Origin of the sequence: Scytonema sp. PCC 10023, from assembly GCF_963920835.1 — a bacterium.
Taxonomy (GTDB): domain Bacteria; phylum Cyanobacteriota; class Cyanobacteriia; order Cyanobacteriales; family Nostocaceae; genus Kalymmatonema.
Genome location: NZ_CAWUDP010000218.1, coordinates 1 through 5,000 on the forward strand (window position 1 = coordinate 1; position 5,000 = coordinate 5,000).

Below are 5,000 nucleotides of genomic sequence, written 5' to 3' on the forward strand. Positions count from 1 at the left end.
ATGTCATTTCTCAATTTTAAACTGTCTGATTATTTCTGTCGCACAGTACTAGTGGGTTGAATTTGGTGATTGCTGCTATCGTCTTGTGGAATACGGTGTACTTAGAAAAAGCCGTTGATTATTTGAAGCAACAGGGGATGGATATTCCTAAAGAATATCTGCAACATTTATCGCCGTTGGGTTGGGAGCATATTAATCTTACGGGTGATTATGTCTGGAATTTGAAACAGGCGACCAGTTTTGACAAGTTGCGTCCTTTGCGAGTGAAGGAAAATAAGTATCGCTGAAACCCTTCTTAATCATACGTTTTAGCCTTAGCGTACAATTTTCCCGTTTTGGCACGGTGATGCCAAGAACTGTAGATTAGGTTTGTAAATCGCTCGTGGGGTATAAGTGGGGGGTATACGTATCCCAAAGATTTTTGAGAACTTTTTTAGTAAAATTAACCCCTATACAGGGAATATATAGGTAATTCTTAGGGTATATTGAACTCATTTCGGTTTTATACCCCACTTGACCCCTATGAGTTCTAAGAACATTCACTCAGATCTTGCACCAATAAAAATTGATTTAATTTAATTACTCCGTATTAAATTAAAAGCCTTAATTTAGCGATAAAAACCGATAAAAATCAGGTAGCCTTATCGCGCATCTTTTTAGCTTATACGGTTTTTTACGGTTAGGTGCAAGATCTGAGTTCACGCGAATCAAAAGATTTTTTGTGCGGGTTTTGATAATGGCTATGGTAGCGTCAAACTGTTAGTCGATGGTTTTGATGTGATTAGAATTCCTAGTTACATCTCAAAAGAAGAAATGGAAGATGTACCCGGTAGGGTGGTTTTTAACGGTAATGCCTACACTGTTGGGGAGTCAGCTTTCCGCACTGGATACTACTTCGAGCGAAACACAGATAGCAACATCAACAAAGTCAACAATGCGCTCATCACTTTGTTAGGTGCGTTGGCTCATTTGCCATATCGTAAGGTTTGGCACTTAAAGCTAGTTGTCAGTTTACATGATGTTGCTTTGACAAAAGAGTTGTGTCAAGTCCTTAACGGAGAATACCAACCAATGCTCGCTGGCAAGCTATCTGATGTTAAAGTAGAGGTTCTCAAAGTCGTACCTGAAGGTATGGGTGCTTTGTTTGGTCGAAAGCTGCCCAAAAAGTTAACTGTCGTAGATTTTGGGAATGGTACAACACTTTATTCTCGTTACAATCAAGGTAAAAGAGAAGTACATACCCCCTACGCTGCTGGAGTGGAAGTTCTCATCGGTGAGATTGCCAAGAAGATGAAACATCTCAACGGTGGTAAGCTTGGGGACTTATCGAAAATTCGCTTTTGCCTTGAAATGGGACATACCAAATACAGCCGTGATATTGATATCAAAGAAGTTTACACCACTTGTCTTAAAGATTGGTATGAAAGCTATCTGAAAAAGCCTGTCAATCTCGCCCTTGATACCAAACACCAAGGGGATGAAATTTGGGCTATTGGTGGTGGTTGTTTGCTTCCTGGGTTTAAAAAACTGCTTATACAAAACGGGTTTGAAATTCTAGAAAACCCGGTAGAGGCTAATTCTTTTGGGCTATTGCAAATGGCTAAAGCAATTGTGATGACTGTTAACAGTTAACAGTGAATCGTCAACAGTGAATCGTCAACCACCACAATAACATGGTTTCTCAGCAAGACAAAACTCCAGAAAAAGTCCGCATCAAAGATAGCTACCGCGAGCGTATATACGCGGAATCCCAACGATTAGGTAAAAGTTATCTAGAGACGCTTTACTTTATTGTTGATTGCTACTTTGCTTTTAAGCAGGGTGCATTACCAATACCAACTGTAGTCCTCAACCCTAATACAGTTCCCACACAAGCGGAGTCAGCCACAGTGGCTGACTCAATGCGTACTCTAGATGAGCCCCAACACCAAGCAGAAGATGGTGAAGAAACTTTCACACTTGATTGGGATTTATGAAGCAGCATTTAGGAGCTCTTAAAGCAGTTCTTGAGGAGGGGGAGAGAAAGCGGCATCGACCAGCCGTATGGCACCCTATTCCACTTTTTCCTCTCCAATGGCACGATAGTAAGCAGCGATCGCCGCTTCTTGCTCACTGCGAAGTGTATACCGCCGAAATGCTTTCTCGCTTTGATGCCCTGTCAACCGTTTGGCATGACTGGGGTCAACTCCCAACAGCAATAACTCAGTTGCATACGTGTGGCGGAATTGGTGTGGATGCAGATTGGGAATATTAGCCAGTTCGCCAATTTTCTCTATAGCAAAATAAATGCCGTGATAGCTTAGCCGTTCCCCTTTGCGTGAATTGTGGTGGGAGACAATCAGTGGGCTTGTGCTCATCATTTGCTCCCCTTGTTCTTCTCGCCATGATAGATAATTCCCAAGTGTTTCACGGCTTTCCTTGCGCAGAGGTACCAGTCGCGGTTCATCAGTTTTTGTATCTGCTAAAAACAGCAACTTGCCATCAAACGCACCTACATTTAAATCTACAATTTCCCCCGCCCTTAACCCATGACTGAGGATATGGACAAGAGCAGTATCGCGCTGTTTAGTCTCTCCCAAAAATTCCAACGCCTCCCAAACCTGTTGCATTTGTTGAGATGTTAAACTTTGTGCTGGTGGCAGGGGTACCTTTTCAAACTTCACCCCAACAGTTGGGTTAGTAGAAATCATATCAGGATAAGTTAAAGTCAACCATTTGAAGAAACTTTTTAGGGCTGTCAGCGCACTGTTGATGCTATTTTTGGTCAAAGCTTTACCAGCATCAGTCTGTACATCCTCCATCAAATATTCTTTGTAATGTCCCAGGTGACGAGGACGTAACTCTTGGTAATGCAGTTCTGTCCAGCCCAAGAAACGCTTGAGTTCCCGTTCATACAATTTACGGCTATTAGGGCGTATGTTACTGCTTCGTAAAAATTCTTGTACCTTTACCCACCGGATATCAATCGGCGCTTTTATCTTTGCAGTTTTGCCACTGAGTTTTTTAGAAATCGTTGCAGATGCTGCAGTCCTATCGTCGAGTGGGATGAGTTTGATAGGAGGTAGGGAATTATTGCCAAAACTATAACTCAATGGCTAACACATGAACGCGATCGCCCTTAATCGTAACATACTCAATATAAAATATGTAAGCAATATCTTTTCTACGACTAAACTACGACTATATTCAACGAGGAATAGGGTATACTATGAAAAACGCTTGTGGGATGGGTTGGGTGAAACCATGACAAAACCGGACAACCTTCCCCCACGAGTACTCCTTAAGGTCCCACAGATATCTGTGGTGGGGGCAAAAAAGGCGCTAATTCTCAATTACTCGTACTTGTTGATAAAAAAACCCGCCTTTTTTGCCAAGGTTGTCCGGTTTTGTCTAGGAAAAATGTAGCGGAGCTTAACCAATGCCCTCACTATTTCCAGGTATGAATCCCTATCTCGAACACCCAGCTTTCTGGTCGTCATTCCATACTCGGCTTTTGGTGGCGATTGCCGATACAGTTGCACCTCAGTTGCGCCCAAAGTATTACATTGAAGTCGAAACTCGTACTTACCAAGACCGGGATGGCGATGAGGTTTTAATCGGAATTCCAGATGCTACAGTCCTGAAAGCCAGTTCATCTAATTCAGTCAGAGAGAAACTTCAGCCAGAGACAGCATCTACCCTAACTCAAAAGCGTCCACAATCAATAGCGCTACCCATGCCCATAACCGTAAAAGAGCGGTATTTGGAAGTCCGAGAAATAGGCAGCGATACTGTGATTACCGTAATTGAAGTGTTATCGCCCAAAAACAAACAAAAAGGTTCGGGTAGAACAGCCTATGAAAAGAAACGGGAGCGGGTTTTAGGAAGTCTTTCCCATCTGATAGAAATTGACTTACTACGCGCTCACGCACCGATGACCATGTTAGGTGATGTACAGCCAACAGACTACCGTATCGTTGTGAGTCGAAGTTCACAACGTCCCAAAGCTGATTTATATGGCTTTAATTTACCCGAACCAATTCCCAGTTTTCCTTTGCCCCTGTTGTTGTCAGATGAAGAATTGAGCGTTAATTTGCAGGCAATTGTTGATAGCGTATGCGAGCGTGCTGGGTATAACGAACGCATTGACTACAGTCAACCCATTCCACCTCCTGCATTATCACCAGCCAACCAACAATGGGTTGAGGAATTACTAGCGCCAATTCGTCGAGGTGGAAATGGCACGCCAGGATAGTGAAAAATGTCGGCTTTGCTCAAAACTGAGTTCGCCCGAAGCACAACAAAAGCATGGAGAAGGTGGCGATGGATGTTGGAATCCAAAGTATTGCCACAACCGCCGTTCTTATTACCGCCATCGGGGGGTACGAAATCATTTGCGTAAGCAGAGGCGACGAGGACAGCAACTCAATGCAAATGAGCAATTGGGGTCTTCTGTCAAAGATTGCCAACAAGTTATAACGCTTGAAATTCCATCTCCAGCGGTTGGGGCGGCTGTTGTTCATTGGTATCGAGAAACAAAAGATTCCCCACTCCATGCATTGGGGGCAGAACTGTGGATGGGTAACGACCGCGTGGCGAAAATTGAGCCAGTTCATTGCTTGGGGCAGATATAGCGTAGCTGACACCAGGGGCAAACTAAACCGTATAGTTTAAATACCGACCATTATTGGAACGGGACTCACTCGCTCAAATAGCCCAAAGCAGTAGACTTCACGCAGCCACAGCTTCAATCGATAACCGCTCACTCATATCCAGTTTAAAAGTACCATAAGGGTTAACATGACCCCAAATCAACGGCGAAAGCGCCCGCAAATCTTCCGGCTTCATCAGTTTCATCCACTCCGGTTGCGATAAAACCTGCTGAATCATCAAAGTATTAATATACACCAACGATATCTGCAATAGATGTAACGACAAAACAGCCAATTCTTGATCTTCTAAACGATTATAGCGGTTCTCACTTGGCTGCAATACAATAACCACAATGTTTAAACCAGCCA

Annotated in this window: 6 protein-coding genes and 1 pseudogene; 5 read left to right on the plus strand and 2 right to left on the minus strand. The window is 43.3% G+C overall.

Annotated features, from left to right (window positions below; all coding sequences use genetic code 11):
- Window positions 1-41: 41 nt before the first annotated feature.
- The 3 genes and pseudogenes from ACM0OZ_RS47780 to ACM0OZ_RS47790 form a co-directional block, all read left to right on the plus strand.
- Window positions 42-287: pseudogene (locus tag ACM0OZ_RS47780) on the plus strand (Tn3 family transposase); the annotation flags it as partial.
- 427 nt (window positions 288-714) lie between these two features.
- The gene (locus ACM0OZ_RS47785; protein ID WP_414589984.1) at window positions 715-1,632 is read left to right on the plus strand and encodes a ParM/StbA family protein; all 918 of its coding nucleotides are present in this window, start codon (window positions 715-717) and stop codon (window positions 1,630-1,632) included.
- A 41-nt stretch (window positions 1,633-1,673) separates the two neighbouring features.
- Entirely contained in the window at window positions 1,674-1,976 is a 303-nt protein-coding gene (locus ACM0OZ_RS47790) for a hypothetical protein (protein ID WP_414589980.1), read from the plus strand.
- 75 nt (window positions 1,977-2,051) lie between these two features.
- On the opposite strand, the gene ACM0OZ_RS47795 is transcribed toward ACM0OZ_RS47790, so the two are convergent.
- Window positions 2,052-3,092, minus strand: a complete 1,041-nt coding sequence (locus ACM0OZ_RS47795) for a tyrosine-type recombinase/integrase (RefSeq protein WP_041042842.1) — start codon at window positions 3,090-3,092, stop codon at window positions 2,052-2,054.
- A 326-nt stretch (window positions 3,093-3,418) separates the two neighbouring features.
- Between ACM0OZ_RS47795 and ACM0OZ_RS47800 the strand changes: the two genes are divergently transcribed.
- The gene (locus ACM0OZ_RS47800) at window positions 3,419-4,234 is read left to right on the plus strand and encodes a DUF4058 family protein (RefSeq protein WP_414589981.1); all 816 of its coding nucleotides are present in this window, start codon (window positions 3,419-3,421) and stop codon (window positions 4,232-4,234) included.
- Window positions 4,218-4,613, plus strand: a complete 396-nt coding sequence (locus ACM0OZ_RS47805) for a hypothetical protein (RefSeq protein WP_414589982.1) — start codon at window positions 4,218-4,220, stop codon at window positions 4,611-4,613. Before ACM0OZ_RS47800 ends, ACM0OZ_RS47805 begins: the two co-directional genes overlap by 17 nt.
- A gap of 97 nt (window positions 4,614-4,710) precedes the next feature.
- On the opposite strand, the gene ACM0OZ_RS47810 is transcribed toward ACM0OZ_RS47805, so the two are convergent.
- Window positions 4,711-5,000 (minus strand): Tn3 family transposase (locus ACM0OZ_RS47810; protein ID WP_414589983.1); only part of this gene is annotated, 290 nt, incomplete at its 5' end.

What these genes read in the sequence shown, in the direction of transcription:
- ACM0OZ_RS47790 (WP_414589980.1), top strand. Translation starts at nt 1,674, where the DNA reads ATGGTTTCTCAGCAAGACAAAACTCCAGAAAAAGTCCGCATCAAAGAT.
- ACM0OZ_RS47800 (WP_414589981.1), top strand. Translation starts at nt 3,419, where the DNA reads ATGCCCTCACTATTTCCAGGTATGAATCCCTATCTCGAACACCCAGCT.
- ACM0OZ_RS47805 (WP_414589982.1), top strand. Translation starts at nt 4,218, where the DNA reads ATGGCACGCCAGGATAGTGAAAAATGTCGGCTTTGCTCAAAACTGAGT.